This is a genomic window from Pseudomonas salomonii, assembly GCF_900107155.1.
GTDB lineage: Bacteria > Pseudomonadota > Gammaproteobacteria > Pseudomonadales > Pseudomonadaceae > Aquipseudomonas > Aquipseudomonas salomonii.
Window position 1 is genome coordinate 258,836 of record NZ_FNOX01000008.1, and the last position, 26,557, is coordinate 285,392.

The 26,557-nt window shown below is 60.7% G+C and carries 21 protein-coding genes; 17 read left to right on the forward strand and 4 right to left on the reverse strand.

The window, feature by feature from the left end; translation table 11 throughout:
* Positions 1–16 precede the first annotated feature (16 nt).
* The 14 genes from tssC to BLV67_RS19690 all read left to right on the forward strand — a co-directional run bounded on the left by tssC (position 17) and on the right by BLV67_RS19690 (position 17,662).
* Positions 17–1,492 (forward strand): type VI secretion system contractile sheath large subunit, encoded by a 1,476-nt coding sequence (gene tssC, locus BLV67_RS19625; RefSeq protein WP_065912088.1) that lies wholly within the window; start codon positions 17–19, stop codon positions 1,490–1,492.
* The gene (gene tssE, locus BLV67_RS19630) at positions 1,489–1,908 is read left to right on the forward strand and encodes a type VI secretion system baseplate subunit TssE (RefSeq protein ID WP_083269465.1); all 420 of its coding nucleotides are present in this window, start codon (positions 1,489–1,491) and stop codon (positions 1,906–1,908) included. Before tssC ends, tssE begins: the two co-directional genes overlap by 4 nt.
* Positions 1,898–3,685, forward strand: coding sequence for a type VI secretion system baseplate subunit TssF (tssF, locus tag BLV67_RS19635; RefSeq protein ID WP_065912091.1), 1,788 nt, complete (start codon positions 1,898–1,900; stop codon positions 3,683–3,685). The genes tssE and tssF overlap by 11 nt, the downstream gene beginning before the upstream one ends.
* The gene (gene tssG / locus BLV67_RS19640; RefSeq protein WP_069788806.1) at positions 3,649–4,641 is read left to right on the forward strand and encodes a type VI secretion system baseplate subunit TssG; all 993 of its coding nucleotides are present in this window, start codon (positions 3,649–3,651) and stop codon (positions 4,639–4,641) included. The genes tssF and tssG overlap by 37 nt, the downstream gene beginning before the upstream one ends.
* Before the next feature lie 12 nt (positions 4,642–4,653).
* Positions 4,654–7,092, forward strand: a complete 2,439-nt coding sequence (locus BLV67_RS19645) for an AAA family ATPase (protein WP_069788865.1) — start codon at positions 4,654–4,656, stop codon at positions 7,090–7,092.
* Complete coding sequence (locus BLV67_RS19650) at positions 7,089–8,609, forward strand: sigma-54 interaction domain-containing protein (RefSeq protein ID WP_069788807.1); 1,521 nt, start codon at positions 7,089–7,091, stop codon at positions 8,607–8,609. The genes BLV67_RS19645 and BLV67_RS19650 overlap by 4 nt, the downstream gene beginning before the upstream one ends.
* 73 nt (positions 8,610–8,682) lie before the next feature.
* Positions 8,683–8,814 carry a type VI secretion protein gene (locus tag BLV67_RS33360; protein ID WP_074854505.1) on the forward strand — a complete coding sequence of 44 codons (132 nt, stop codon included), beginning with the start codon at positions 8,683–8,685 and terminating at the stop codon, positions 8,812–8,814.
* 13 nt (positions 8,815–8,827) lie between these two features.
* Positions 8,828–10,021, forward strand: coding sequence for a type VI secretion system-associated FHA domain protein TagH (tagH, locus tag BLV67_RS19660; protein ID WP_069788808.1), 1,194 nt, complete (start codon positions 8,828–8,830; stop codon positions 10,019–10,021).
* Positions 10,018–10,500 (forward strand): type VI secretion system lipoprotein TssJ, encoded by a 483-nt coding sequence (gene tssJ, locus BLV67_RS19665; RefSeq protein WP_065912107.1) that lies wholly within the window; start codon positions 10,018–10,020, stop codon positions 10,498–10,500. Before tagH ends, tssJ begins: the two co-directional genes overlap by 4 nt.
* A gap of 1 nt (position 10,501) precedes the next feature.
* A complete protein-coding gene (gene tssK, locus BLV67_RS19670) occupies positions 10,502–11,830 on the forward strand; it encodes a type VI secretion system baseplate subunit TssK (RefSeq protein ID WP_065912108.1) in 1,329 nt (442 codons plus the stop codon).
* Positions 11,831–11,835: 5 nt separating this feature from the next.
* Complete coding sequence (gene icmH / locus BLV67_RS19675; RefSeq protein WP_176727941.1) at positions 11,836–12,702, forward strand: type IVB secretion system protein IcmH/DotU; 867 nt, start codon at positions 11,836–11,838, stop codon at positions 12,700–12,702.
* 15 nt (positions 12,703–12,717) lie between these two features.
* Positions 12,718–16,095, forward strand: a complete 3,378-nt coding sequence (tssM, locus tag BLV67_RS19680) for a type VI secretion system membrane subunit TssM (RefSeq protein WP_069788809.1) — start codon at positions 12,718–12,720, stop codon at positions 16,093–16,095.
* On the forward strand, positions 16,092–16,823 hold the full coding sequence (locus tag BLV67_RS19685; RefSeq protein WP_065912116.1) for a PP2C family protein-serine/threonine phosphatase: 732 nt from the start codon (positions 16,092–16,094) through the stop codon (positions 16,821–16,823). Before tssM ends, BLV67_RS19685 begins: the two co-directional genes overlap by 4 nt.
* A complete protein-coding gene (locus BLV67_RS19690; RefSeq protein ID WP_069788810.1) occupies positions 16,820–17,662 on the forward strand; it encodes a serine/threonine-protein kinase in 843 nt (280 codons plus the stop codon). Before BLV67_RS19685 ends, BLV67_RS19690 begins: the two co-directional genes overlap by 4 nt.
* Positions 17,663–17,736: 74 nt before the next feature.
* Here the strand turns inward: BLV67_RS19690 and BLV67_RS19695 are convergent, their stop codons facing one another.
* A complete protein-coding gene (locus tag BLV67_RS19695) occupies positions 17,737–18,066 on the reverse strand; it encodes a DUF6388 family protein (protein WP_056859237.1) in 330 nt (109 codons plus the stop codon).
* A gap of 293 nt (positions 18,067–18,359) precedes the next feature.
* Here BLV67_RS19695 and BLV67_RS19700 point away from each other — a divergent pair, with 293 nt between their 5' ends.
* A complete protein-coding gene (locus BLV67_RS19700; protein WP_069788811.1) occupies positions 18,360–20,432 on the forward strand; it encodes an EAL domain-containing protein in 2,073 nt (690 codons plus the stop codon).
* Here the strand turns inward: BLV67_RS19700 and BLV67_RS19705 are convergent.
* The 3 genes from BLV67_RS19705 to BLV67_RS19715 are packed head-to-tail and all read right to left on the reverse strand — an operon-like array spanning position 20,423 to position 23,718.
* Positions 20,423–21,277, reverse strand: coding sequence for a metal-dependent hydrolase (locus BLV67_RS19705; protein WP_069788812.1), 855 nt, complete (start codon positions 21,275–21,277; stop codon positions 20,423–20,425). The two genes, BLV67_RS19700 and BLV67_RS19705, sit on opposite strands and share 10 nt — an antisense overlap.
* Positions 21,278–21,292: 15 nt before the next feature.
* The gene (locus tag BLV67_RS19710; RefSeq protein ID WP_065912124.1) at positions 21,293–22,183 is read right to left on the reverse strand and encodes an SDR family NAD(P)-dependent oxidoreductase; all 891 of its coding nucleotides are present in this window, start codon (positions 22,181–22,183) and stop codon (positions 21,293–21,295) included.
* Positions 22,180–23,718, reverse strand: coding sequence for a flavin-containing monooxygenase (locus tag BLV67_RS19715; protein WP_069788813.1), 1,539 nt, complete (start codon positions 23,716–23,718; stop codon positions 22,180–22,182). Before BLV67_RS19715 ends, BLV67_RS19710 begins: the two co-directional genes overlap by 4 nt.
* A gap of 275 nt (positions 23,719–23,993) precedes the next feature.
* Between BLV67_RS19715 and BLV67_RS19720 the strand changes: the two genes are divergently transcribed.
* Both BLV67_RS19720 and BLV67_RS19725 read left to right on the forward strand, forming a co-directional pair.
* The gene (locus BLV67_RS19720; protein WP_069788814.1) at positions 23,994–24,992 is read left to right on the forward strand and encodes an alpha/beta fold hydrolase; all 999 of its coding nucleotides are present in this window, start codon (positions 23,994–23,996) and stop codon (positions 24,990–24,992) included.
* A 283-nt stretch (positions 24,993–25,275) separates the two neighbouring features.
* A complete protein-coding gene (locus BLV67_RS19725; protein ID WP_069788815.1) occupies positions 25,276–26,556 on the forward strand; it encodes an alkane 1-monooxygenase in 1,281 nt (426 codons plus the stop codon).
* The last annotated feature ends 1 nt before the right edge of the window (position 26,557 follow it).

The window sequence follows — 26,557 nt, forward strand, 5'->3', positions numbered from 1 at the left end:
GAAGGAAACTGATGCCATGACCATCCCACAGCATGCGCTGCCCACCCGAATGGCTGACGAGCACAGCATTCTCGATACCATCATTGCCCAGACACTGCTGAGCGCGGATGACGAGGCCTACAGTATTGCCAAACGCGGTGTCTCGGCGTTTATCGAAGAGCTTGTCAAACCGCACAACAGCGGCGAGCCGGTCAAGAAGCGCCTGGTCGATCGAATGATCGCCGAGATCGACATGAAACTCAGCGAGCAAATGGATGAAATTCTTCATCACCCGGATTTCCAGGCGCTGGAAGCTGCCTGGAGGGGGTTGCACCTGCTCGTCGATCGCACCAATTTTCGCGAGAACATCAAGATCGAACTGCTGAACGTCTCACGACAGGACCTGCTGGACGATTTCGAAGACTCCCCGGAAACCACTCAGTCCGGGCTGTACAAGCATATTTACAGTGCCGAGTATGGCCAGTTCGGCGGCCAGCCCGTGGGTGCCATCATTGCCAACTACTTCCTTGGGCCCAGCGCGCCGGATGTGAAGCTGATGCAATACGTTTCCAGTGTTGCCTGCATGGCCCATGCACCGTTTATTGCCGCCGCAGGGCCGAGCTTTTTCGGTTTGGAAAGCTTTACCGGTTTGCCTGACATGAAGGACCTCAAGGATCATTTCGAGGGGCCTCAATTTGCCAAATGGCAAAGCTTTCGTCAGAGCGAAGACGCCCGTTACATTGGCCTGACCGTGCCGCGGTTCCTGTTGCGTACCCCTTACGATCCCCTTGAGTGCCCGGTCAAGACATTTGCCTACCAGGAAAACGTGGTCAACAGCCACGAACACTATTTGTGGGGCAATACCGCGTTTGCCTTTGCCACCCGGCTGACGGACAGTTTTGCCCGCTTTCGCTGGTGCCCGAACATTATCGGCCCGCAAAGCGGTGGCGCGGTGGAAGACCTGCCCCTGCATCACTTCCAGAGCATGGGAGAAATTGAAACCAAGATCCCGACCGAAGTGCTGGTCTCTGACCGTCGCGAGTACGAACTTGCGCAGGAAGGCTTTATTGCCCTGACCATGCGCAAAGGCAGTGATAACGCAGCGTTCTTTTCCGCCAGCTCGGTACAAAAACCCAAGTATTTCGGTAACAGCGCCGAGGGCAAGGAAGCTGAGTTGAACTACCGCCTGGGAACGCAACTGCCCTACATGATGGTGGTCAACCGGCTGGCGCATTATCTCAAGGTGTTGCAGCGCGAGCAGTTGGGTTCATGGAAGGAGCGTACCGACCTGGAACTGGAACTCAACAAATGGATCCGCCAATACGTTGCCGACCAGGAAAACCCCAGCGCCGAAGTGCGTGGGCGACGCCCATTGCGGGCTGCTCGCATCGTGGTCAGTGATGTCGAGGGCGAACCGGGTTGGTACCGCGTCAACCTCAGTGTACGGCCGCACTTCAAGTACATGGGCGCGGACTTCACCTTGTCCCTCGTCGGCAAACTCGACAAAGAATGAGAAAGGGGCAGGGGATACCCGACTATCGCAGCCTGTTTGAGCGTCTCGAAGGCCTGGCACCCGCCAGGGCCGGCAGCGTAGCGTCGATCGCCGCGCACTTGGAGAACATGCTCGGCACACGTGCAGGCAGTGTCTTGACGCTGCCAGACTACGGGCTGCCCGACCTCAATGACATGCGCTTGAGCCTGCATGAGTCATTGAGCCAGTCGCGGCTGTCGATTGAACGGTTCATCCAGGTATACGAACCACGTCTGTCGAATGTGCGTGTCAGGGGCTTGCCCGATACCGGCAACCCTTTGGTCCTGGCGTTTGTGATTGAGGCGACACTGCTCATCGACGGCGTTGTGCAACCGGTGGTTTTTAATGCGCAGTTGGCCGGTGGTGGTCAGGTTGAGGTACAGCCTGATGTCCTTTAACCACTTTTACCAAAGTGAACTCAGTGCCTTGCGCCAACTTGGGCGGCGTTTTGCTGAGCGTAATCCTGCCTTGGCACCTTTTCTCGCCGATTCAGGCCAGGATCCGGATGTAGAGCGTCTATTGGAAGGCTTTGCGTTCCTGACCGGGCGCTTGCGCCAGAAGCTTGCCGACGAGCTTCCAGAGCTGACTCATTCATTGATGCATCTGTTGTGGCCCAACTATATGCGGCCACTGCCGGCCTTCAGCATCTTGCAGTTTGACCCGTTGAAACATGCGTGCACCACGGTCAGCGTAGAACGGGACACGCCGGTTGAAAGCGTGCTGGTCAATGGTGAGCGCTGCCGCTTTCGTACCTGCTACGCCACCCAGGTGCTGGCGCTGCAACTGAGCCGCCTGGAGTACGTGGCCCAGGGCGCACAAACGCTCCTCAACCTGCGCATGGAGATGAGCGTGGAGGGCAATTTGAGTCAGTTGGCATTCGATCAATTGCGCTTGCACCTGGCGGGTGATCGGCAGGTGAGCCAAGGTTTGTACCTGAGCCTGCTGCGTCATCTGGAAGGCATCGAACTGCGGCTCTTTGACCATGAAGGGCTGGTGATCAGTGATCGCGAGGGCCAGCCGTTGTCGCTGCGGCTTGCTGCAAACCAGGTAAAACCGGTGGGGTTCGATGAGGAACATGCACTGATTCCCTATCCGGCGAACACTTTTTGCGGCTATCGCCACCTGCAGGAGTATTTTGCGTTTGCGGACAAGTATCTGTTTGTCGATGTACTCGGGCTGGATGCGTTACAGGCGTTGCCACATGAACTGCTCAAGCGGGCCAGGTGTGTAGAGCTGCGTTTCAAGTTAAACCACCACGCGCAGGCGACGTACCGTCCCACTCTGGACAACGTAAAGCTGTATTGCACGCCCATTGCCAACCTGTTCAAACATGATGCAGTGCCGATTCGCCTGGATGGCAAGCAGGATGAGTACCTGCTGCTGCCGGGTGGCATAGCGCGGGGCAATGCCGCGGTCTTTTCCGTGGACCAGGTGACCGGATGGCGCCCGGGTGGGCTGGGCTACCAGGCGTATGTGCCGTTCGAATCCTTCGAGCATGGCAGTGGCAATGCCACTTCAGCGCGCACGCCCAGCTACAGCATTCGTCAGCGTTCGTCGGTGCAAAGTGCCGAACTGGATACCTGGTTGAGTTTTGGTATTGGCCCAGGCCATGAGCAGGAAACCCTCTCGATTGAATTGACCTGCACCAACCACAACTTGCCACAGCTGCTGCAAGTGGGAGAGATCAACCAGCCCTGCGAACAAACACCGGAATTCCTGACGTTTCGCAATATCTGTGCGCCGACGGCGAGCTTTGCTCCGCCTCTGGACCAGGACTTCCTCTGGAAGTTGATCAGCAACATGTCGCTCAACTACCTCTCGTTGACCGATACCAGCGCCCTGAAAGTCATCCTCCAGACCTACGACTTGCCGCGCTATCACGATCGACAGGCACACAACGTCAGTCAGCGAAGACTGGATGCATTGAAGGCCATCCGTCATCAAGCCGTCGACCGAATGCACCGTGGGCTGCCGATACGCGGCCTGCAAGTCGACCTGAGTATTGACGCCAACGGCTTTGCCGGCCAGGGCGACTTGTTTGTCTTCGCCTCGGCACTCAATGAGTTTTTTGCCCTCTACGCCGGCCTCAATTCGTATCACGAACTGCGGGTCACCAGCACACAAGGAGACGTGTATCTATGGCCACCCCGGATGGGTCGGCAGGCCCTGCTTTGAGCGCTCTAACACGCACAATTCGCGAGTATTCGTTGTTCCAGGCGGTGCTGCAGGTGATCGAACGCCTGCGCGACAGCCATCCATCGCTGGATGACGACACGTTATATGACTTGCTCGAGTTCCAGGCCAACCCAAGCTTGGGGTTCCCTGGGCACGACATTGACCGGGTGGCTTTTTTTGTCGAACACGGACAGTTACGCGCTCGCCTGCGGCTTAACGTGCTGGGCCTGTTTGGCGCCGGTTCGCCATTGCCCGGGTTCTATCAAGAACAGGCGAGTGGCAGCGTGAGCCGCGGCTTTCTTGACGTATTTCACCATCGCCTGCAGAGGTTGATGCTGCCGATCTGGCGCAAATATCGCTATCGAGCGAGTTTTCGCACCGACGCCAGTGATGCTTTTTCCGCGCAGATGTTCGCGCTGGTCGGGCTGGGCAGCCACCAGATTCGCGACGCGGCGCAATTGGACTGCAAGCGATTGTTGCCGTACCTGGGGCTGCTGAGCCTGCGAGTGCACTCGGCCACCTTGATCGAAACGGTGCTGCGTCATTACTTCAAGCACAGCCGTTTGTTCATAGAGCAATGGGTTGAACGCACGGTGGTTATCGGCCAACAGCAACGCAATCAACTCGGGGCGGCCAACAACGTGCTTGGCGAAGACCTGCTGCTCGGGCACCAGCTTGCCGATCGCAGCGGCAAGTTCAGGGTGCAGGTCGAGGGCTTGAGCTGGCGGCGCTTTCACGCGTTTCTACCCGCTGGCAGCGCGTGCAAGCCGTTGTGCTCGCTGGTTCGCCTGATGCTGCGCACGCCACTGGAATATGACGTGCGCCTGGTACTGGCCGAGGGTGAAGTTCGGCCGCTGCATATTGGCGAGCGCAACGTGTGTCGTCTCGGTTGGACCAGTTGGTTGGGGTACGAGAGTGCCGACGGTGTGGTCACTCTGGCCAGCAACTCTGATTAGGGACTGATGATTATGATGAATGTAGACCTGCAACAACTGATCCGGACCTTGACGCCTCAGACGCGCCTTGACCTGGCGCGGTCCGCCGAGCGTTGTGTAACGCGTGGCGGCAAGGAAGTGTTGGTTGAGGACCTGCTGCTGACGCTGCTGGAACATGCCGAGGGGCCTTTGGTAAAGGCGCTGGCGGATGCCGAAATTGCTCCAGGTGAGCTTCAGGCCCTGTTACTGCTCAAAGGCGAACAAAGTGCATCGCGCAGCCCGGTGTTTGCCCCGGCACTCGTGCAATGGTTGCAACAAGCGTTAATGGTTGCCCACCTGGAGTTGGGGCAGGTTGAGGTCGGCGCCGGTGCTTTATTGCTGGCACTTCTGCGTCATCCGCTGCAACACGCGGGCAGTGCTTATCAGCCGTTATTGAGCCGCTTGGACGCGCAACGCGTGCGTGATTTTTTGTTGAGCCGGGGCTGCGAAACCGCGCCGTTGCGACAAGGCGAGTCACTGCTGGAGCGCTTTACCCATGACCTGACGCATCAGGCGCGTGAAGGGCGGATCGACCCGGTCCTGTGTCGTGACGCGCAGGTCCGTCAATTGATCGATATCCTTGTGCGTCGGCGCAAGAACAACCCGATTCTGGTGGGAGACGCGGGCGTGGGTAAGACCGCCATCGTCGAAGGGCTCGCATTGCGAGTGGTTGCCTCACAGGTGCCCGAGCCACTCAAGGGCGTACGCATACTGACCTTGGACATGGGCTTGTTGCAGGCCGGCGCCAGCATCAAGGGCGAGTTCGAACGGCGGCTCAAAGGTGTGATCGACGAGGTTAACGCCTCTCCACAGGCCGTGATCCTGTTTATTGACGAGGCACATACCCTGGTGGGTGCCGGCGGGCAGGTGGGTGGAGGCGATGCCGCCAATTTGCTCAAGCCCGCCCTGGCGCGCGGTCAATTGCGCACCATCGCCGCCACGACCTGGTCCGAGTACAAAAAATACATCGAAAAAGACCCGGCATTGGCACGGCGCTTCCAGCCGGTAAAAGTCGACGAGCCAAGTGTGGCGGCGGCGGTCTCCATTTTGCGCGGGTTGGTGCCGGTGTATGAAGCCAGCCATGGCGTCTATATACGTGACGACGCGGTGGTGGCAGCAGCACAACTGAGCGCTCGTTACCTGGCAGGGCGACAGTTGCCGGACAAAGCCGTCGACGTACTGGATACCGCCTGTGCGCAAGTGCGTATCCGCCTGACGACGGCGCCTGAGGCGTTGCAGCAGCTGTGCGCTGAATGGGCTGAGGGCACTCGCCAGCGTGTGGCGCTTGAGCGCGATGTTGAAGCCGGCTTGCCCGTTGACCAACCGGCGTTGCAGGCACTGGCCCAGCGGCTGGACGCTCTCGAGCTTGAGCGCCAGCAAACCGAGCAGCGCTGGATGCAGCGTGAACAGCAGCAAGCCAGCCATGAAGTATGCCCACGGGTAGTCGCCCAGGTCATCAGCGGCTGGACCGGCATCCCGGTTGAGCAACTGGCCTTGGAGCACAGTGAGCGCGTCCTGGGTTTTGCCGACGCCCTGCGCGAGCGAATCATTGGGCAGGAACCGGCGGTGCAGGCGCTGGATCGTAACCTGCGAGCGGTGGCTGCGGGCCTCAATAATCCTGAGGCGCCGGTGGGCGTATTTTTGCTCGCCGGCCCGAGCGGGGTCGGCAAGACCGAGACGGCGCTGGCACTGGCGGACTTGCTGTACGGCGGTGAGCGGTTTGTGATCACGCTGAATATGTCGGAGTACCAGGAGCAACACTCGCTGTCCCGATTGATTGGTGCGCCTCCCGGTTACATTGGTTACGGCGAGGGCGGGGTGCTGACGGAGGCCGTGCGCCAGCGACCTTATTCGGTGGTGTTGCTCGATGAAATCGAGAAGGCCGACCCAGAGGTGCTGAGCCTGTTCTACCAGGTCTTTGACAAGGGTTTGGCCAATGACGGTGAAGGCCGCGAAATTGATTTTCGTAATACGTTGATCCTGATGACGTCCAACCTGGGCAGCGATTGCATCAGCGCACTGTGCGCCGATGGCAGGCGACCTGACGCTGCGGCCCTGGAGGAAGTGATTCGCCCGGTATTGCGCGCTCACTTCAAGCCGGCTCTGCTCGCTCGCATGCGAGTCGTACCGTATTACCCACTCGCAGGCGAACGCTTACAGGACGTGGCAAGGCTCAAGCTGGCGCGCCTTGGCCAACGGTTGCAGGCGCGCGAACTGGTGTTCAGCTACAGCGCCGAACTGGTCACGCACATGGTCGAGCGTTGTATGCACCAGGACAGTGGGGCGCGTTATATCGACCAGTGGATCGAGTCCCACCTGCTGCCGCCGATCGTTGATCGTCTGCTCGGTGCGATGGCCGTTGGCGAATCCCTCTCGGCCACCCACGCGACGCTCGATGGCAGCGGTGTGCCAGTGTGTGAGTTCAGCCCATGACGCACAGCCCGTTCAAGTCGTTGCCTGATTCGCCGGCCTACGTCGACCAACTGCTGGGCTGGTTTACCCGCCTGGGCTTCGAGCGCGAGGAGTCGAGGTTGGCAGACCTTTGCGTCACGGCCGCTGCGCAGTTGAGCCAGTGCGACCTGTGCCAACTGTATGCACGGGATGAAACCACCGGCCAGCCGGGGCTGATCGCTCAGTATTTTCCCGACGGGGAACCCTCAGGCCAGCGTGGCGCAAGCGTAGATGTTCAGCACCAGCAGTTATTGCACTACGTCCTTGATCAGGGGCGTGAACTGACCATTGATCAACTGTGCAACAGCGCCTATGACAGCGGTTTTCTGCCCTTGGCGGCGCTGCCTTGGCACTCGCTGACCTGCCTGCCCTTGTTTAATCGGAGCAAGGCGGTGTGCGGCGTTCTGCTTTGCGCCAGCCTGCGCCCTGCGCAATTGCACGGCTACGCCGCTTCTTTGGGCCGATTGGGCAGCTTTGCCCTGGGCCAATCAACCCTGTTGCGGCTTGCCCAGCCCAGGCAAGTCCGGCTTGTTCCCCCGTGCGATACACCCGTGACCGGCGCCTATGGCTTGATTGGCAACAGTGCCGCGATGGAGGCGACCTGCCACCTGATTGGCAAGGTTGTGCAGGCACCGTTTACCGTGCTGTTGCACGGAGAAACCGGCACGGGCAAGGAGGTGGTGGCGCGTGCGATTCACGCCGCCGGCCCGCGCAGCACGCGAGCGTTTGTGGTGCAAAACTGCGCAGCCTTCCCTGAGGGCTTGCTGGAGAGTGAGCTGTTCGGCTACCGCAAAGGCGCGTTCACCGGTGCGGAGCGTAACTATGCGGGGCTGTTTGACGCAGCCGATGGCGGCACACTGCTGCTGGATGAGATTGGCGATATGCCACTCTCCCTGCAGGCAAAGCTGCTGAGGGTTCTACAAGAAGGTGAAGTGCGCCCGTTGGGTGCCAATACCGCTCACAAGGTCGACGTGCGAATTATCGCCGCCACCCATCGCGACCTGCTGGCAATGGTCAGCCAGGGGACTTTTCGCGAAGACCTCTATTACCGATTGGCGCAGTTCCCTATCCAGTTACCGGCATTGCGTGAGCGCGACGGCGATGTGCTGCTGCTTGCCCGGCACTTTGCTGAAAAGGTCTGCGCGGCACTCGAAAAACCGGTGGTCAGCTGGTCCAGCGCGGCGCTTGATCAGCTCTCCAGCCATGCCTTCCCTGGCAATGTGCGTGAGCTCAAATGCCTGGTCGAACGGGCGGTGCTGCTGTGTGATGACGGGGTGATTTTACCTGCGCACCTGTCGCTGTCATCGGCGCCCGCAGGTGCAACCATCGAGGCCACCCTCCGTCAGCGCCTGGAGCGCGTGGAGCGGGTCTTTCTGATCGACTGCCTGCACAAGAACCGTGGCAATCGAACGCGCACTGCGCGTGAACTTGGGGTAGCGCGTCGCACGCTGCTGTACCGGCTTGCGCGGTTGAATATCCCCAATCGAGGGGAATGTTGAATGGCGTATTCACGCTGGCGTGCTCATGGGCTCTGCGCTTACCCGTTTGTCTTATCTACCTGGGAGAACCCCGATGCCTGATCGTCCATGGCGAGCCGTGGTGCTTGTGTTGTGTTTGCTGAGCGGCTGCAGCGGCAATTACGTGTTTGATGATGCTGACTATCGTCCTTTGGGTGATCCCCAAGCGACCCGTCGCGGCCAATGAGATGGAGCCTTTCATGCAATTAGTGCTTGAGGTGTGTGAGGGCGGGGGCGATGAGCCGCCACCGCGCAAGGTGTTCGATGGGATGGGCGGCGTGGTCGGTCGTGGAGCCGGTTGCGACTGGATTATTCCTGACCCCAGTCGTTTGCTTTCCAGTCACCACGGGTTGATCGCTTACCGTGACGCGCGTTATTTCCTGACGGATATCAGCAGTAATGGTATCCGTGAGGTGGGCAGTGGCAAGTCGCTGCAAAAGGGGCAGGCGCGGCTGATCGTGGAGGGTGATGTTTTCCAGTTGGGGCCATTTGCTATCCGTGCGCGCTTGATTGAACGCGTGACGCCGCATCGTCAGCCATTATCCGCTGCGGGCGGGGTGATACCCGAGGATGCTTACCTGGGCCTGGACCCCGTTCAAGAATGGGATCGCCAGTCGATGCACGGGGCACCACCGTGCGAGCTGGACGCCTTGAACGACGTGCAAGAGGCACCGAGTGCCTGGATGTCGAGTGACTGCGTTGAGCGCGATTACCTGGCCTTACCCGCCCAGGCAGACGCTCCGGGAGAGAGGGTCGAGCCTGTCTTGCCTGATTCGCAGGCGCCGCAGACCGATGAAGCGTTCTGGACGCAGTTCGCCACAGCGTTGGGCGTCCGTGTGCAGACGCTTGATTGCGCTGGCCGCGAGGCGTTGGCGATTAGAGCTGCGGGCTTACTCAGGCACGTGATTGATGGGTTGCAACAGAACCTGCGCACTCATGACGAATTGCACAGTGAATTGAGCCTGGACCCTAGCACCTTGATCAAACGTCCGAACGTGTTGAAGGACAACCTGGGCATTGACTCAGTGTTGGCGTCGCTGCTGGGCATGGGAGCGTTGGCGCAACCCGGCGCCGAAGCGGCCATTACGCAGGTGTACCGGCAAATGCAAGTGCATCAGGTCGCGCTGCTCGTTGCGTGCCGCACGGCGCTGCGCACCTCGCTGGCGACGTTTGCCCCCGGCCATTTGCAGGCCGGTTTTGCGCGCGATGACAAGCTGCCAAGGTTCTTTGCCGACAGGGCGCATTGGCGGGCCTACCAGCGCCACTATCAACGCTTGGTCGAAGCAGATGCATTGAACACGGGCCCGTTGCGCGGCGATTTTGCCAAGGCCTATGAGGAACAGGTACGCCTGGCCTCAGCCTTGTTTGCCACACCGTCAGGAGGATGCCCATGACCCGTGTCGCGCTACCTCTTTTGGTCGTATTGATGCTGCTGGGTGGTTGCACCAGCCTGTCACCCTTTTCCACAGTGACCAAGCTCGACCTGACGCTGGCCGCCAGTGACGAAGTGAATCCCGACCTGCATGGGCGCCCCTCTCCGGTGGTGGTGCAGCTGTTCGAACTCAAGCATCCAGTGGCATTCGAAAACGCGGATTTTTTCACGCTGTACGGGCATGCCGAGCAGGCACTGCCCAAAGACTGGGTGAGCAGCGAGGAACTGGAGTTGCGCCCCGGCGAGCAGGTGGCCCTCAAGCTCAGGAGCGAACCGCAAAGCCGTTACGTGGGCATCATCGCGGCATACCGTGATTTGCCCCATGTGCAATGGCGTTGGGTGCTGCCGCTGGCGCCACAGCAAGTGACGCGAGCGCACCTGGTGCTTGACCAGGCGGGCATCCGTGCTGGCGACCCGCTCGTCAGCGCCTTGGAGAATTAAGATGCAGGTTCATAAAGTCATCTGGCAGGAAGGGATGTTGCTGCGCCCCCAGCACTTGCAACACAACGACCGTTATTACCAGCACCAGCTCAACCGAACCCGCTTGCTGGGCAGTGATGCCTGGGGGTTCCTGAGCCTGGACATCGATCTGCAATACCTGGGCCTTGGCAAGTTGGTGGTCAATCAAGCCAGTGGCGTTTTGCCGGACGGCAGTCTTTTCGAGTTGACCACCACCATGGCGCCACTGGTACTGGAGGTGCCGGCCAACGCGGGCAGGCAATCGGTGTACCTGGCGTTGCCGATGGCGATCGGCAATCAGGTTGAAACCCGCACGCAGGAGGCGCCGGATGTGCTGGCGCGCTACATCGCCTGTGACGTTGAAGTGGCGGACTCCAATGCGGGCCGGGACGCGCGTTGCCAGATCAGTTGCGCACGCCCGGATTTGCGCCTGTTGCTGGGCGAGCAGCCGGGTGATGAGGTCTACGTGAAGCTGAAGATTGCCCAGGTGCTGGAATGCTCTGCGCAAGAGGGGCTGCGGATGGAGCCTGATTTTGCCCCGACGTTTATTTATGTGCAGGGCTCGGGGTTTGTTTCGTCCTGCCTCAAAGAAGTGATCAGCCTGCTGGCCAGCCGGGGAGATGCGATTGCTGAGCGGATTGGCGGCAATGGCGCCACGGCGGGTGCGCAGATTGCCGACTTTCTGATGCTGCAACTGATCAATCGGGCCGAGCCGGTGTTGCGTCATTACCTGGCTCAGCCGCAAGTGCGTTCAGAGGCGTTGTTCCGCGAGATGCTGTCGATACTGGGCGAACTGGCGACGTTTGCCAGTGACAGCAAACGTGCCACCCAGCAGGTGCGCTACCTCCATGGCGACCAGGGCGCGAGTTTTCGTGGGTTGATGGCGGGGTTGCGCACGGTGCTGTCGATGGTCTTTGAGCAGCATGCCCTGGAGCTGGTGCTGCAACAACGCCAGTACGGGGTGATGGTCTGCCCGGTGGCCGATCTCAAGCTGTTGGGCAGCGCGACATTCATCCTGGCGGTCGCGGCTCAATGCGATTCGGAAGAACTGCGCCATCGTTTGCCGGCCCATCTAAAGGTCGGCCCCGTAGAGCGCATCCGTGAACTGGTCAACCTGCACCTGGCGGGCATCAAGGTCAAACCGCTGCCGGTCGCGCCACGCCAGATCCCGTTTCATGCCGGTAAAACCTATTTCATGCTCGAGCTCAGTGCCCGTGATATCGCGCAACTGGAGCAATCGGGTGGTTTTGCGTTCCATGTCGGCGGCGAGTTTAGCGAGTTGGAACTGACCTTCTGGGCTATCAGGAATTGAACATCATGAGCATGGACAGTGAATACCCGCTGGATGAGAAAACCGTCTTGCTGGACCGTAATGGCCACGGCCCGGCACAGGGGCCGGTGACGGACTTCGTCTCGCCACCGCGTTTTGAACAGTTGGAAGACCGCATGGTGTACGCCGCCGCAGTACAGGGCGCGCAACGTTTCAACGTGGGCCTTAACCCGCTGGTGACAGCGGCCTGGGAACTGATGTCCGAGGTGCTTGAGCTCAAACTCAGCAGCGGCCGGGAGAACCTGCAAACGCTTAACGACCGCCTGGCCGCGAGCCTCACACGCTTTGAGGTCCGCGCCCAGCATGAAGGCATGGAAAGTGCTCAGGTGATTGCTGCTCGTTATGTGCTGTGCAGCGTCGTTGATGAAGCGGTAGTGACCACGGCGTGGGGGAGCCGCAGTGACTGGTCGAAGATCAGTCTGCTGAGTCGTTTTCACAACGAAACCTTTGGCGGCGAAAAGTTTTTCCAGCTGTTGGAGCGACTGTCTCGCGACCCGGTAAAACACTTGGCCATGCTGGAGCTGATGTACCTGTGCCTGTCGATGGGGTTTGAAGGCAAATACAGAGTCATGGAGCGCGGCGTGATCGAGCTTGAGGGCGTACGTGACGCGTTGTATCGCCAGATAAGGCATGTGCGTGGCGCCCCGGTTTCTGTGTCTGCCTGCGCCTCCCGACCCCAGCAGGCACGCCACAAGCGGCTGCGCACGCTCTCCGCAACCGGGTGTGTGGTGCTGGGCGTGATCGCTTTGCTGGCGATGTATTCGACAACTGCCTGGGTACTGGGGCAGGAGCGAGCCCATGCATTGCAACCCTTTCAATCTTCGGCGCCGGAACTGACTCCGACGCCCTTGTAACGCCGGGAACATTCAATGAACGCTTTTTTCAAGGGCGCGGGCACCCTGCTGCGCATCGTTTGGGTATGGAGCTTGTTGCTGGTGCTTTGCAGCGCCTGCCTGGTGTGGTTTTTCGGGCCTCTGCTGGCGGTGGATGACCACCGGTTCTGGCAAGGCGCTACGGCTCGCCTTTTGACCATCAGCACGCTGTTTCTGCTATGGGGGCTGGCAATGGCTGTTATGGGAACACGCCGCAGCGTGCTGCCCCGGATCGAGGAGGACCAGGCTGGCCGTCAGCACCCTGGGCTGGTAGAGGATGAGCGCAAACAGGTGCGCGGGCGTTTCAAGGAGGCGCTGCATACCTTGAAAACATCTCGCCAATATGTCGGGCGCAGCTTGCGCGCACGCAATGAGCTGCCCTGGTACTTGTTGATCGGACAGCGAGGCAGCGGCAAGAGTGCTTTGCTGGCGGCCAATGGCTTGCAGCGCCCGCCGGATCACCTTCAGGCCGTATCATCAGGGGCCGGTGCTTACTGTGACTGGTTCTTCGCCGATCAGGGCGTCCTGATGGAGAGTGCCGGGCGCTACCTGGACCAACCCGACCGCGCAGTCGATGCCGCAGGTTGGTCGACGTTACTCGGGCTGCTCAAGTCCAGGCGCCGGGTGCGGCCACTCAATGGCGTGGTGGTGACGTTGTCGGTGGACACCCTGTTGGGCAGCAATGAGCATGATCTGGAGCGCCATGCACGGCATGTGCATTCCCGGTTACAAGATATCCAGCAGACGCTGCATATCGATATTCCGGTGTATCTGGTGCTGACTCACGCTGACCACATCCCGGGCTTTAGCGCGTTTTTTGATACGCCGCACGACAGCGCCGCAGAGGGCGTGCTGGGTGAGCTGATCACTGGCGACCCCACGGGTGTGCCCATGGCGCAGGTACGCCAGGCGTTCGAGGCGTTGCTCCAGCGCGTGAGTGGCGAACTGATGCAGCGCCTGCACCAGGAGCGCAATGTCGAGCGCCGTGGCCGGATGCTGGATTTTGTGCCCCAGGTGGCACGCATCGGTGAGCGTTTGTGCCTGTTTATCGAAGTGGCGTTCTGCGCCCATCGCAATCAGCGCATCCAGGGGGTGCGAGGTTTCTTTTTGACCAGTGCGGGTGAGCGGCACGAACGCTTTGTGCAAGGTCTTTTCAACCAAGTGATTTTCGCCGAGGCCGATCTGGCGGGGTTGCACACCGAGGAGCATCAACGCATTCGTTGGCAGCAGGCGGGATGGGCGAGCGCCGTCGCGTTGGTAATCGGTGCGGCGGGCATGCTCTGGATGCACAGCTATGGGATCAACCACCAACGCCTGGAGCAGTTGGCGCAGTTAGGTCAGGTGGATACGTCGGCCCCGACCGATGCGGACCAGACCCTGAAGTTACTGACGTTGCTGGACAATCGCCTGGCGGCGACGCGGGTGTTTCCGCCGGTGTCAGAGGCGGGCGTGCTGGAGAGAGCCGGACTGTTTCAGGGCGAAGTAAGCCGGCCGCCGCTAGTCAATGCCTACAACGATGCCCTGCAGCAAATGGTTGTGCAGGTCGCTTCGCTGCTCGAAGAGCAGGTGCGGTCGAGCCTTGGGGATCGCGAACGGTTACTGGATAACCTGCGCGCCTACCTGATGCTCAATCTGCGCGAGCGACGTGACGCCGGGTGGCTGGCGGAGCGCGTGGCCAGTCGGTGGTCCGAGCGCTTTGCCGGGGAGTCTGCGACGCAGGCGCGCCTGAGTGAACACTTCGCCCGGCTGCTTGAACAACCCTTTGCCGCGCCACTCAATGATGAGCTGGTTGCCCAGGCTCGCCAGGTGTTGCGCGGAGAGTCGTTGGCAGATGTGGTGTATCGCGTACTGCGCGAGCAATCGCATACGCTGGAACCCAGCCGCCTCACGGACGGCACTGTGTTCACGGCGCTGGATCAACCGATTGCCGGGTTTTACAGCAAGCGCTATGTGCAGTATTTCGACCAGCAAGGCCCGCGACTGGTTAACGCGATTGTCCTGGACAATTGGGTGCTGGGGCAGGCGACTGACCTCAGTGCGATAGAGTTGCGCCGGTTGATCGTCGAGCTGCAACAGCGCTATTTCAGTGAGTACGCCGATGCGTGGAGCCAGGCCTTGGGTCAGGTTCGATTGCGCGAAACCGACAACCTGCGCCAGGACGCCGAACAACTGGCGCGCCTTACCTCGGCGCAATCACCGCTGGTGTTGCTGTTGCAGCAGGTGCGTGAAAATACCCGTTTGCTATCCACCGATGCCCCGATGTCAGCGGTGCCCCACGAGGCCGGTGACGTGGCGGCTATCGCTCAGTCGATGGCTGCCCGTGTACACGCAGGCGTTTTGCCCAAGCCCACAGGCGATGACGCCGCAAGACGCGCCTTGCAACGCCGTTTCGAGCCCTTGCATCAACTGCTTGATGAGCAGCAAAACCCCGGTGAACAACTGACCCAGGCATTGCGCCAGCTTGATGCTGTGCACCTGCAACTGGCGGCGCTGAATCGCGAAGGGGCGCCGGAGCAGGCGGCTTTCCAGATGGTGAAACGGCGTATGGAAGGGCAACAACCCGGGTTGGGACAGTTACGCGACAGTGCCGCACGTTTGCCGCTGCCGCTCAAAGGTTGGGTCGAGGGCCTTGCCGACGACAGTTGGCGGCATTTGTTCGATGAGGCTTATACGCATGTGAACCAACGCTATCAGAGCGAGGTGTATAGCCTGTATGCCAGGGCTATCCGCCAGCGTTACCCGTTCAATGCCCATGCCGGCAGCGACGTGGCTTTGGGCGATTTTGAGGAGTTTTTCAAACCCCAGGGCGTGCTGGCAAGGTTCCATGACCATTACCTGCGCCCGTTTATCAGCGCCGACGGCGGGCGTTATCGCTTGCGCGGGCTGGAAGGCCAGAGCCTGCCAATGTCACGCGCGTTGCTGGAGCAACTCGGCAAAGCGCAGATCATCCGCCGTGGTTTTTTCGGTGGCGACCCCGCCGAGCTGGCGGTTCGATTTACGTTGGCGCCTTATAGCCTGGACCAGGCGGTCAGCCGCGCGGTGTTTAGCTTTGGCGGTCAGCAGCTGGAATACCGCCATGGGCCGATTGTGCCTGTGACGTTCCAGTGGCCCAGCGAGGCGGAAAATGGTCGCAGCAGCCTGGTCCTGGAGCGCGGCGCACAGCGGCCATTGGGCATCGAGAACAATAACGGGGCCTGGTCGTTGTTTCGCTTCTTTGACTTGCTGCACAGCGAGCCCGCCAGTGGGCGCGATGCGCAGCTACTCAAGGCCGATCTTGCCGGTTTGCGTGCCAATTACCTGTTGGTCAGCCAGCGCACACCCAGCCCGTTTCAGATGGACGCGTGGCGCACATTCCGTTTGCCGGAGCGACTATGACCGCGTCGCAAGCCGCTGCAAACAGCGCGGCACGCAGCCAACGTGGCAAGGCCAGGCAGCGCAACGAAGATGCGTTCCTCGACTGCCCCCAGCAGGGTTGCTGGGCGGTTGCCGACGGTATGGGCGGCCACCGGGCAGGGCACAGGGCGAGCCAATGGGTGATCGACAGCCTTTCCGCGTTGCCGGCCCAGGGTACGTTCGATCAGCGCATTGATGCAGTGCGGCGATGCCTGCAACGGCTCAATCAGAGTTGGGGGGATAACGCCTCTGCGCCGGCCGAAGGTCGCGACGACAGAATGGGCAGTACCGTCGTGGTCCTGCTGCTGGAGGGCCGGCGCGCAGCGTGTATCTGGGCGGGGGACAGCCGCTGTTACCTGTGGCGAGGCGGGCGGTTGTACCAGCTGTCGCGCGATCACTCACTGCTGCGCCAGTTGATGGATGAGCAGCGGTTGAGCCTGGCGCAGGCTCAGGCGCATCCCGGCGCCAGGGCATTGACCCGTGCCGTAGGCGCCCGGCACCCGCTGAAACTCGAAGTGTTGGAGTTGGGCGCACACCCGGGCGATGTTTTTTTGCTGTGCAGTGACGGGGTGTACCAGGCGATGACGCACGCCGAGCTGGGCTGCGCCATGGACAGCGGTACGCCACAACAGGTGGTGGCACGGCTGTTCACGGCGGCGCTACGCGGCCCGGCGCGGGATGACCTGACGGCCGTTGCGGTGCGCACATGACCACGGCACCTGGCATGCCCACCTTGCTGGCGGGGCGTTATCACCTTGAGCACGTGCTGGGTTCGGGCGGCATGGGCGTGGTCTACCGGGCGCGCGACCTGCTGCATGAGCAGTTTGGCGAGCCCTGTTCCAGTGTGGCAATCAAGGTGCTCGGTGAGAATCTGCGCCTGGCGCCCGATGCACATGTGCTGCTCTACAGCGAGTTCGCCCTGACCCGCAGCCTGCAGCATGAGCGCGTGGTGCGCATGTTTGCGTTCGAGGTGGATATCAGCAGCCAGATGGCTTTTTTCACCATGGAGTTGATGCGCGGCATGACCCTGGACCGGCTCCTGCTGGAGGGTCCCGATGGCTTGCCCTGGCGTGAGTTGCAGCCCCTGGCCGTGCAATTGCTGGATGCCGTGGCGTATGTGCATCGCCAAGGTGTACTGCACGGTGATGTAAAACCGGTGAACATCATGCTGGGTGACGACGGTATTCGTTTGTTCGATTTCGGCCTGGGGCAGGCGACGGCAGAGGCGATGGCGGGGCTGGCGAGTGTGAGTCGTGACCGGTTCAGCGCCTGGACTCCGGCTTATGCGGCGCCGGAGTTGTTGGCGGGCGGTGCGCTGACGGCGAGTGCTGATCTGTATGCGGTGGCGTGTGTGGTGTATGAGTTGGCCCATGGCAAACGCTTGGGCGAGCGTCGGGCCACTGAGCGGCTGGAGCGCCCCCGGCACCTGCCCGCAGCGTGTTGGCCCGCCTTGCGCTTGGCGTTGGCGATGGATCCTGAGCACCGAACGATCAGCGTGGAGGAGTTGGGCGAGGTGATGGCGCGTTGTCGATGGCGCTGGTTCAGATAGCTAGGGGTGTCTGCCGATGTTTCGATTGGGCCGACGCTGTGTATCTGCTGTTTTGTGGGGGGCTCCCACATTAGCTACCCGGCCAAGTCATGCAGCCGGCAGTACTCTTCCCACCCCAACCCGGCCATCTGCGCGACTTCCTTGTGCACTTCCAGGCGCTGAGCCTCAAAGGCTTCGGCCGATTCGGCCGTCAACTTAAGCGTCAGCTCCCAGGCAAACAGATTCTGGCGCTCAGCCTCGGCCTCGAAAGCCTCATGCAAGCGCTCGGCGCGATACTGCGCGAGGGTTTCGCCTTTGGCTTGGGCGGCCAGAGGGTTGAGGGTGTCCAGTTGCGTAGCCACCTGGGGGTGTTCACTCAAGAAACGGTCCAGGGCGCGCTGGTGGTTATCACCGGGTTCTGACAAGGGCTTACTCCTGATTGGATGAAGTCAATAGATGGGGGCATGCACTAGGCTTTGCAATCAGTCAGCGGGCAATCGCCATACAGGCGGCCAGGGTCGCCGGCCTGGCATGGGGGAAGCCGGTTTGAAGGCTAACCCGATGGCCCCGACAAATCGCGCAAACTGACATTAATTCTGAATAATTAATCGTAGTACGGCAAAAGCCTTTCGCTACCGGTAGGTGGCCGTGTAGCGTTACATGGGATTTGGGCACTGCCAAGCATGGGCAGAAAGCGATACGGGCAGAGGGACGGGGCATGTCGCAAACGCTGTTCAAACTTTTCCTCACCCAGCGCCTGGCTGCCTTGGCCAGCACCGAGTCATTACGCGCTATTCGCGAGGGCTTGTTGTGGATCCTGCCGTGCCTGCTGGTCTCCGCCGGTTTCCTGATCTTGTCCGAATGCGCCAACGCGCTGGGCTTCGATCCGCAGGTAGTGGCGTTTCTGTCGGGGTTGCATAACCAGATCAGCTCGGTAATTCCGCTGCTGGTGGCGGCCTCCATTGGCTACATGCTCGCCATCCAGCACCGCCTGCCACAATTGCCGGTGGCATTTTTGTGCCTGGCGCACGTGGTAGTCGCCACGTTTGTGTTGCGTGACTACCCGCGCGCATCGGCGACGTTTGTGTTGTTTATCGCCATCGCATCGCCCCTGTTGAATGTGCCGGCAATCGCCTGGCTGCACCGCTTTCGCTGGACGCGCCTGGTCAACGAAGACCTGGTGGGCCACAACCTGCGCGGCACCATCAATATGGTGGTGCCGGGCGCCATTACGGCGCTGTTGCTGGTGCTGGTGTTGTCATTGCTGGTGCAGATTCCCTCTGTGGCGCAACTTCAGGGGCCGCAGGTACTGGATGCGCTGCAATCACCCTATGGCAGCGGGTTGTTTGTCACCCTGATGAACTCATTGCTGTGGTTTTTCGGCATTCACGGTGTGTACGCCATGCAGCCGCTGTTCGACGTACTGGACCAGGCCGTGGTGCTCAATGGCGCCGCGCTGGCGGCGGGTGAGCCGATCAAGTACCTGCTCAACAGTGGCCTGCTCGGCTCTTTCGCATTTATCGGTGGGTCGGGCGGGGCGTTGTGTTTGCTGTTGGCGATCCTGCTGTTTTCCAAAAGCCAGTCCATGCGTTTGCTGGCGATGGCCAGCCTGCCGCTGTCGTTGTTCAATGTCAGCGAAGTGCTGTTGTTCGGCTTGCCGATCATCCTTAACCCGCGTTTGTTTATCCCGTTTTTGCTGGTGCCGGCGTTCAACACCCTGCTGGCCTTGACGGTGGTGCAGTGGGGCTGGGTGTCGCCGGCAGTGGCCAGCGTGCCATTTACCGCGCCCGTGCTGCTCAATGCTTACCTCAGCACCCACGGCGACATCGCGGCAGTGGTGCTGCAAGTGCTGCTATTGGGCCTGGGCACCCTGGTGTATGCGCCCTATGTGCGCGCGATTCATCGCCAGTCCAGTGATGGCGGCACCGTGTACCTCAAGTCGTTGGATATGACCTTCCGCGGCCTCGAAGAGAAAGGCCGCCTGCTGGAACTGGACCCGGTGTTGGCGTCCCACAAGGCGGCCGCCCGTCAGGCCGTCGAATTGAGCCGTATCCAGCAGATCAGCGATTACGAGTTCTACCTGGAATTCCAGCCCCAAGTCTCGACCCGCACCGGCCTGTGCACCGGCTGTGAGGCGCTGATGCGTGCGCGCGACAGCCAGGGCACGGTGCATTCGCCCTGGGAATTCCTGCAATGGCTGGCCCAGGCGCGGTTGATGCCGGACGTGGATGTGTGGGTGGCCTCCCAGGCCGTACGCCAGTATCAGAAGTGGCAGAAGATCGGCTTTGACTTGCCCATGACTATCAATATTTCCAGCGCCACGCTGACCCAGGCTGGCTATGGCGAGCGCCTGGTGGAAATTCTCGCCCAGGCCCATGGCCGGGTCTCGGTGGAAATCACCGAAGACGCATTGGTCGGTGATCTCCAGGCCACCCGCCAGACCATCCAGAGGCTCCAGGCGATCGGCGCCAAGGTGTATATCGATGACTTCGGTACCGGGTTTTCGGCCTTGAGCTATCTGCACCAGTTTCCGGTGGACTTTATCAAGATCGACCGCAGTTTCGTGGTGGCCCAGCGCGACCCCAAAGGCGCCCAGGTATTGACCGGCATGCTGCGCTTCTGTGAGGCGCTGAACCTGGGCGTGGTGGTCGAGGGCGTGGAAACCGCCGAGCAGTTGGCCTTTTTGAACACCGGCACCGAGTTGTTTATCCAGGGCTGGTATTTCAGTAAGGCGCTGCCCGGCGACCTGCTGCCGGGCTTTGTCCGCAGGCGGGCGGCGGCTCAGCTGTAAGCGTGGGCGGATGCGTATTCGCGCTGGGTCTGTTCGATCTCTTCGACCAGAGCGTCGATACCCGCCAGCCGTGCACGATTGTCATGGTCCCAGGGGTGAAAGCCCGGTTTGAAGTAGTGCAGCCACGGCCGCAGCATGCGTGGGAACACGCCCTTGGGTCCGTATAGAAACTTGAGCATGCGCCAGAATCCCTTCAGGTGCCCACCGGCTTTGCGGTCGGCCAACAGCAGGCGCACGTGGAAATCAAACACCACCAGCCAGAACAGCAGCGTGGTGGTCAACATGGTGCCGGTGCGCAACAGATAGCGCATCGGCCCAGGCTTGATCACGGTGTTCCACACATCGAACGCCACGGCCTTGTGCTCGGTTTCTTCGAGGGCGTGCCAGTACCACATCTGCTGGTAGCCCTTGAGTGACTTGCCAAAACGCGACGGGTCGCTGAGCAGGATTTCCGCGAGCATCGCGGTGTAGTGTTCCAGGGCGATGGTCACCGCCAGGTTGAACGACGGTGGCAGGTGTTTCTTTTGCAGGTCGAGGAAGAACTTCAGGCGCTTGTCGAGGGGGTGCGCCGGCAGACCGGCCGCTTGCAAGTGATCGTTATAGGCCACGTGTTCGCGGCTGTGCATGGCCTCCTGGCCGATAAACCCCTGGATTTCTTTCTTCAGCGCCGGGTCGTCGATGCGCTGGCGGTAGTGGCGCACGCTGTCCATGAAAAACAGCTCGCCCTGGGGAAACAGCAGCGACAAAGCGTTGAAAAAGTGCGTGATGAACGGGCCTTGTTCGTGCCAGTCCTTGATGCGCTCGGCAGGCAAGGCAAAACGGATATCGCGACGGATCGGCAGCATGGTGCGTGCTCCTGTTCAGAGTCGGGTTTCGTCGTTGGTTTCGAACACCGGCGTGCGTGGTTTGGGCGCCATACGCTTGCTGGCGAAGACCACAAGGGCTTGATAGGCCGCCGGCAGGCAACGGGCGAGCAGGTCGAGAAAATACGCGTCGCGACCGATCAGCACGCGGCGCTTGTTCTTGAGCACACCGTGCAGAATCACCTTGGCGGCCTGGTCGGCGTCGGTAATGAAGAGTTTTTCGAAGTCGGCGCGGGCCTGTTGCTCGCTGTGGATCAGAAAGCCGGTCATGTTCGCGTCGATACGGCTGCTGCGGCAGATATCGGTGCGAATGCCGCCGGGGTGCACGCAGGTGGCGGACACACCGCAGCCTTGCAGGTCGAGTTCCTGGCGCAGGGATTCGGTAAAGCCGCGCACGGCAAACTTGGTCGCGTTGTAGCCGCTCATGCCCGGCTGGGCAAACAGGCCGAATACGCTGGAAGTATTGACCACATGCCCTTCGCCGCTGGCTTTGAGGTGTGGCAGAAACGCCTTGGTGCCATGCACCACGCCCCAGAAGTTGATGCCGACGATCCACTCAAGGTCGGCATAGTCCACGCCCTCGACCGTACTCGACAGCGCCACGCCGGCATTGTTGAAGATCAGGTTGACCTGGCCATGCTCCGCCGCGCAGCGTGCGGCCCAGTCTTGCATGGCCTGGCGGTCGGCCACATCGACGACGTGGGTGGTGATCATGACCGGCGACAAGGTCGATGACTTGATCAGCGCCAAGGTCTGTTCCAGGCCTTGGCTGTTCTTGTCCGAAAGCGCCAGGTGGCAGCCTTCGCGCGCCAGTGCGAGTGCCAGGGCGCGGCCCATGCCGGAAGCTGCGCCGGTGATTGCCGCCACGCGGCCCTTGAATGACTTCATGACAGGCTGCCTTCTGCAGTGGGTTGCGGGGCCACGACAACCGCGCGCGACGCAGAGGCCGGCAACGGGTTGGCGAGGTAGTCCTTGAGCGCAAAGTGCCGGGTGACCTGCTTGAAACGCCAGGTCGAGCCGGGCCACAAGGTGGTGTTCTTGCCGGTGCGCGGGTCCAGGTACCAGCTCTGGCAACCGCCGGTGTTCCAGATGGTGCGCTTGAGCTTGTCCTGCAACTGTTGGTTGTAGGCCTGCTCGACGGCGGGTTTGACCTCGACCGTGGCAATGCGCTGGTGCTGCATGTGTTTGAGCGCATCGAGGATGTAGGTAACCTGGGCTTCGATCATCAGAATCATCGAGTTATGCCCCAGGCCCGTGTTAGGCCCGACAATCAGGAACAGGTTGGGATAACCCGGCACCGTCGTGCCTTTATAGGCGTGGGCGCCATCGCGCCAGGCGTCCATCAGGTCGACGCCGTCGCGACCGATGATGCAGTCGCGGGGCAGCGGGTCGGTGGCCTGGAAACCGGTGCCGAAAATCAGGCAGTCGGCCGGGTGCTTGATGCCGTCGCTGGTCACCACGCCGTCGGCTTCGATGCGCAATACCGTGTCGGTCACCACCTCGACATTGCTGCGTGACAGCGCCGGGTAATAGTCATTGGAGATCAACACGCGCTTGCAGCCGATGGTGTAGTCCGGCGTCAGGGTTTTGCGCAGGGAAGGGCGCGCCACCTGTTTGCGCAAGTGGCGCAGGGCGATCTTCTGCACCATCTTCATCAGCCGTGGATGCAGGGCAAAGCCCACCACGCGGCCTTCCAGCGCCCAGTAAAAGGCGCCGCGCACCAGGCGTTGGGTAAACGGCAGGTGTTTGAAGGCCCAGCGTTCCACCCTTGAAATCTCGCGATCCGGCTTGGGCATGATCCACGGTGGCGTGCGCTGGAACAGGTCCAGGTGCGCCACCAGCGGGGCAATCTGCGGCACGAACTGGATCGCACTGGCGCCGGTGCCGATCACCGCCACGCGCTTGCCTTTCAACGAATAGTCGTGATCCCAGTGCTGGGAGTGGAAGCGTTTGCCCTTGAAGCTGTCCAGCCCAGGAATATCCGGCAGCGCCGGGCGTGACAGGCCGCCCATGCCCGACACCAGCACCCGCGCGCTAACCTCGCGGCCATCGCTGAAGCTCAGGTGCCAGCGTTGCTGCTGCTCATCAAACACCGCACGTTGCAGGCCCATGCCGAAGCGCAAATAGGGCGTCAACTCGAAGCGCTGCGCGCAGTGCTCAAGGTAGGCGCGGATCTCCGCTTGCGGTGCGAACTGCCGCGTCCAGGTGGGGTTGGGCGCAAACGAGTACGAATACACATGGGACTGCACGTCACAGGCGCAACCGGGGTAGTGGTTGTCACGCCAGGTGCCGCCCAGGGTGTCGGCCTGCTCGGCGACAAAGAAGTCGGTAAACCCGGCTGCCTTGAGTTTGATTGCCATGCACAGGCCGGCAAAGCCTGAGCCGATGATGGCGATGTCGATTGAATCACTGTGGGCATTCATAGGCTGTCCCTCATGGGCATCAGATGTGCTCCTGTTTTTGTTTTGTCTTTTAGATAGAACACCATTGCAAAGAAAAAATGAATTAATTATTTTAAAAAAGATTTTAAATAATCTACCTGAAAATATCGCCTACGCTAGGACCTTGTTCCCAATGTGCGCCTTGTCCGACGGACGAGCACGCTGGGCAGCAAGTCCGGGTCCAGGGTGTGGACGGTGGCTGAGGCCTTGACCAATACCGGTCAGGGAGCAGCAGCAGGGAAGCAGAGGACCGAGCTATGGCGGTTGAATGGGTTGTCGCTGCGGGTGTGGTGGTGGGTGCCAGTGCGTTGTTGTGGGGCTTGAGTGCCTGGATGACACGGCGCATAGAAGCCACCGTTCCGATTAACGGGCGTTTCGTTGAGGTCGATGGCGAACGCTTTCATTATGTAGACGAAGGTAAAGGCCCACCGCTGGTGATGATTCACGGGCTCATGGGCAGCAGTCGCAACCTCACTTATGCATTATCCGGGCAATTACGTGAACGCTTTCGGGTGATTACGCTGGACCGTCCGGGCTCCGGCTATTCCAGCCGGGGCGCACACACGGCGGCAGACCTGCCGGCCCAAGCCCGGCAAATCGCCGCGTTTATCAAGACCCTCGACCTGGATAAACCGCTGGTGCTGGGGCATTCCCTTGGCGGTGCGATTGCCTTGGCATTGGCGCTAGATCATCCGCATGCGGTGTCCGGCCTGGTCCTGGTTGCGCCGCTGACCCACCCGCAGCGCCTGTTGCCGCTGGTGTTTTTGTCATTGGCGGTGCGTCCTGCATGGTTGCGTCGCTGGCTGTCGCACACCCTGACCATGCCCGTGGGGCTGCTGACCAAAGGTTCAGTGGTCAAGGGCGTGTTTGCTCCCGATGCCGCGCCGCCGGACTTCGCCACCCGTGGCGGCGGCCTGTTGGGGATGCGCCCGGACAACTTTTACGCCGCCTCCACCGAGATCAACACGGTCAATGATCACCTGCCGGACATGGTCAAATGCTACCCGCAACTGACCCTGCCCATCGGCCTGATCTATGGCGCGCGGGACAAGGTGCTGGACTTCCAGAAGCACGGGCAGGCCCTGGCGAGCAAGGTGCCCGGCTTGAAGCTGCAAGTGGTGGAGGGCAGGGGCCATATGCTGCCGATTACCGCCACAGAGCGCGTGGTGGCGGTGGTGGAGCAGATTGCCAAGCGCGTCAAGCCGCCGCAAAACGACCCGCTGCCGCAACGGCCATTGGCCTTGGTGGGCAAGTAGCTGAGTAAACAGCTGAGTTAAAAAATTGTGCTACCCGACTCGCGGTTCGACGGCGTCGATGCCTGCTTTAGACACCTGACCAAACGGCAAAAAAAGAGACTGCCTGGTCACGTAAAAAAGCCTACGAGAAACTAGTTGACGACCTAACGATTCCGCGCTATTAATTTTAAAAAATTATTTCAATGTATAATTTGAAACAATTTTTGAAATGCCTAAGAGCGAATAAAATAATGAAAAAAACGCCTTTTATCGCATGTCCAATCTGCCTCGTTCGGAGGCTGCCATGAATCACACTCTGGCAACCCCAGCTGTCTGGACCGACGGCAAGCGTCACCTGTGGTGGCTCGGCATCATGCCGCTGGCAACTCCGCTGCTGTCCGGCGCCTTGGCGATGACCACCGGTGTACAGCAACTGTGGTGGGTCGGTGTGCTGGTGATCTTCGGCCTTATCCCGCTGATCGACGGCCTGCTCGGTGAAGACGTCAGCAACCCACCCGAATCCGCCGTCAACCACCTCGAATCCCAAAGCTACTACCGCTGGATCGTCTACACCGGTGTGCTGTTCGTCATCTCGTCGGTGGTGATCACCGGCTGGCTCGCCGCCGGCGGCATCGACTGGATCATCAGCGGTGGTCTGTTGAACGCCACCGCCCACCTGGCCCCGTCGAGCTGGCTGGCCAAAACCGCCGCCTTCATTACCGCGCGCACTGAGTTGCACGGCGCCGTCAGCGGGTTCACCTACCTGGGTATGGCGATGTCCACCGGCGCCGCCACCGGCATTGCCATCAACACCGCCCACGAGTTGGGGCACAAGCCCAAGCCGCTGGAAGTGTTCCTGGCCAAGGTCACCCTGGCGCCGACTTTCTACGGGCACTTCTACACCGAACACAACCGTGGCCACCATGTACGCGTCGCCACCCCGGAAGACCCGGCCAGCTCGCGCCTGGGTGAGAGTTTCTGGGCGTTTCTGCCGCGTTCGGTGTGGTTCAGCGCCGTGTCGGCCTGGAACCTGGAGCGCGAACGCCTGCGCAAACTCGGCCTGCCGGCTCTGCACTGGAAGAACGCGGTGCTCAGCGCCTGGATGTACAGCCTGGTGTTGTGGGGCGCGATGATTGCCTGGCTGGGCGCGGCGGTGATTCCGTTCCTGATCATCCAGGGCATCTACGGGTTTTCGCTGCTGGAAGTGGTCAACTACGTCGAGCACTACGGGCTTAAACGTCAGAAGTTGCCCAACGGCCGTTATGAGCGTTGTTCCCCTCGGCATTCGTGGAACAGTAATCGGATTGTCACCAACATCTTTCTGTTCCAACTTCAGCGCCACTCCGATCACCATGCCAACCCGACCCGTAGTTACCAGTCGTTGCGCCACTTTGATGAGTCGCCGCAACTGCCTTACGGTTACGCCAGCATGATTGTTTGGGCTTATGTGCCGTACTTGTGGCGACGTCGCATGGACCATCGTGTATTGAATCACTATGCCGGGGATATCACCCTGACCAACCTTCAACCCTCACAGCGGTTGAAGTACCTGGAGAAGTACAGCAACAGCGCGACACCGTTTTAAT

Bases quoted from the DNA above. Each gene is read 5' to 3' on its own strand.
- icmH (WP_176727941.1), top strand. From the start codon at position 11,836: ATGAGCATGGACAGTGAATACCCGCTGGATGAGAAAACCGTCTTGCTG.
- tssF (WP_065912091.1), top strand. From the start codon at position 1,898: ATGTCCTTTAACCACTTTTACCAAAGTGAACTCAGTGCCTTGCGCCAA.
- BLV67_RS19690 (WP_069788810.1), top strand. From the start codon at position 16,820: ATGACCACGGCACCTGGCATGCCCACCTTGCTGGCGGGGCGTTATCAC.
- BLV67_RS19685 (WP_065912116.1), top strand. From the start codon at position 16,092: ATGACCGCGTCGCAAGCCGCTGCAAACAGCGCGGCACGCAGCCAACGT.
- BLV67_RS19725 (WP_069788815.1), top strand. From the start codon at position 25,276: ATGAATCACACTCTGGCAACCCCAGCTGTCTGGACCGACGGCAAGCGT.
- BLV67_RS19700 (WP_069788811.1), top strand. From the start codon at position 18,360: ATGTCGCAAACGCTGTTCAAACTTTTCCTCACCCAGCGCCTGGCTGCC.
- tssJ (WP_065912107.1), top strand. From the start codon at position 10,018: ATGACCCGTGTCGCGCTACCTCTTTTGGTCGTATTGATGCTGCTGGGT.
- BLV67_RS19715 (WP_069788813.1), bottom strand. From the start codon at position 23,718: ATGAATGCCCACAGTGATTCAATCGACATCGCCATCATCGGCTCAGGC.
- tagH (WP_069788808.1), top strand. From the start codon at position 8,828: ATGCAATTAGTGCTTGAGGTGTGTGAGGGCGGGGGCGATGAGCCGCCA.
- BLV67_RS19650 (WP_069788807.1), top strand. From the start codon at position 7,089: ATGACGCACAGCCCGTTCAAGTCGTTGCCTGATTCGCCGGCCTACGTC.
- BLV67_RS19720 (WP_069788814.1), top strand. From the start codon at position 23,994: ATGGCGGTTGAATGGGTTGTCGCTGCGGGTGTGGTGGTGGGTGCCAGT.
- tssE (WP_083269465.1), top strand. From the start codon at position 1,489: ATGAGAAAGGGGCAGGGGATACCCGACTATCGCAGCCTGTTTGAGCGT.
- tssK (WP_065912108.1), top strand. From the start codon at position 10,502: ATGCAGGTTCATAAAGTCATCTGGCAGGAAGGGATGTTGCTGCGCCCC.
- tssG (WP_069788806.1), top strand. From the start codon at position 3,649: ATGGCCACCCCGGATGGGTCGGCAGGCCCTGCTTTGAGCGCTCTAACA.
- BLV67_RS19710 (WP_065912124.1), bottom strand. From the start codon at position 22,183: ATGAAGTCATTCAAGGGCCGCGTGGCGGCAATCACCGGCGCAGCTTCC.
- BLV67_RS33360 (WP_074854505.1), top strand. From the start codon at position 8,683: ATGCCTGATCGTCCATGGCGAGCCGTGGTGCTTGTGTTGTGTTTGCTG.
- tssC (WP_065912088.1), top strand. From the start codon at position 17: ATGACCATCCCACAGCATGCGCTGCCCACCCGAATGGCTGACGAGCAC.
- BLV67_RS19705 (WP_069788812.1), bottom strand. From the start codon at position 21,277: ATGCTGCCGATCCGTCGCGATATCCGTTTTGCCTTGCCTGCCGAGCGC.
- tssM (WP_069788809.1), top strand. From the start codon at position 12,718: ATGAACGCTTTTTTCAAGGGCGCGGGCACCCTGCTGCGCATCGTTTGG.
- BLV67_RS19645 (WP_069788865.1), top strand. From the start codon at position 4,654: ATGATGAATGTAGACCTGCAACAACTGATCCGGACCTTGACGCCTCAG.